This is a genomic window from Nocardia pseudobrasiliensis NBRC 108224, from assembly GCF_001613105.1.
Lineage (GTDB): Bacteria > Actinomycetota > Actinomycetes > Mycobacteriales > Mycobacteriaceae > Nocardia > Nocardia pseudobrasiliensis.
The window spans coordinates 1-1,036 of the sequence record NZ_BDBS01000014.1 but is presented as its reverse complement, the minus strand read 5'-3'; the positions used below and the strand labels follow the sequence as shown (position 1 = coordinate 1,036).

Sequence of the window (1,036 nt, the reverse complement as noted above, 5' to 3'; positions counted from 1 at the left end):
GCCTGCCCCCGCACCGGATCCGGCGCCACCGGCAGCGGCCCCGCAGCAGCCGCAGTCCGGGCAGCCCGGTGTCGCGGGCGGTCTGGCCATGCCGCCCACGCCGGGTTCGGGCGATCAGGACCACAAACCGCGCGACGGCCAGCTCGGCGTGACCGTGCCCGCGGCGGTCGGCGAGGAAATGGTCCCGGCCGCCGTCATCGGCGACTTCGGCGATGACACGATCTGATTCGGACGATCCGAACCGGGAGCAGAATCCGTTCGACCTCGGTCTGCCGATGCTGCGCACGCCCACCCGCAAGGGGGCCAAGCGTCGGCGCCAGGGTCGTCGGCAACCACCGCGCCCGCGTGACGAACCGGGTGGACCGACGCCCGAACCGCTTCCGATCGCGGACGATTCGCGTTACGAGGCCGACGACTGGGAGCGCTGGCTGGACCCGCCGCCGGTGGTGGGCGGCGAGAATCTCCCGCCGAATGTCGCCGAAGACGTTCGCACGCAACGCCGTTCGCCCGAGTACCGCGTCCCCGACGATCAGGTCGACCAGTCCGGCCTGATCCCGCAACTCATCGATCGATCCGGCGGCAATCCGGGCCCGCGCCTGCGCCATCCGCGCCGCCCGCGCCAGGAGAATCGCCGCGGCGACAAACTGGTGGCCGCGCTGATCATGATCGGCCTGGGCATCGTGGTCGTCGCTGTGGTGCTGACCGTCATCCACACCGGCAAACGCACTCACTCCGGCGCGCCCACGACTCAGGCTGTGCCCGCACGAGGTTCGACATCCCAGCCCTCGGCCGCCGCCCCCACCTCGGTCGTCCCCGCGGGTGCGATCGCCGCCGACGGCTGCGAACAGCGCCGCACCGCCGATGTGGTCTCCGGCACCGATCCCGGCGGCACGAGCAACGGCCCCGACACCATCCTCGCCTTCGAACGCGCCTACTACGTACAGCGTTCCGGCTTCGCCGCTCGCGCGGTGGTAGCCGACGACGCGAACGTCCCCCCGGCCGACCAGATCCAACGCGGCATCAACCAGATCCCGGT

Annotated in this window: 1 protein-coding gene and 1 pseudogene; both read left to right on the top strand. The window is 71.8% G+C overall.

The window, feature by feature from the left end; genetic code table 11:
* Nucleotides 1-226 (top strand): annotated as a pseudogene (locus NP4_RS41630) (hypothetical protein); the annotation flags it as partial.
* Nucleotides 213-1,036 (top strand): DUF8176 domain-containing protein (locus NP4_RS13980; RefSeq protein ID WP_067997555.1); only part of this gene is annotated, 824 nt, incomplete at its 3' end. The pseudogene NP4_RS41630 and the gene NP4_RS13980, both read left to right, overlap by 14 nt.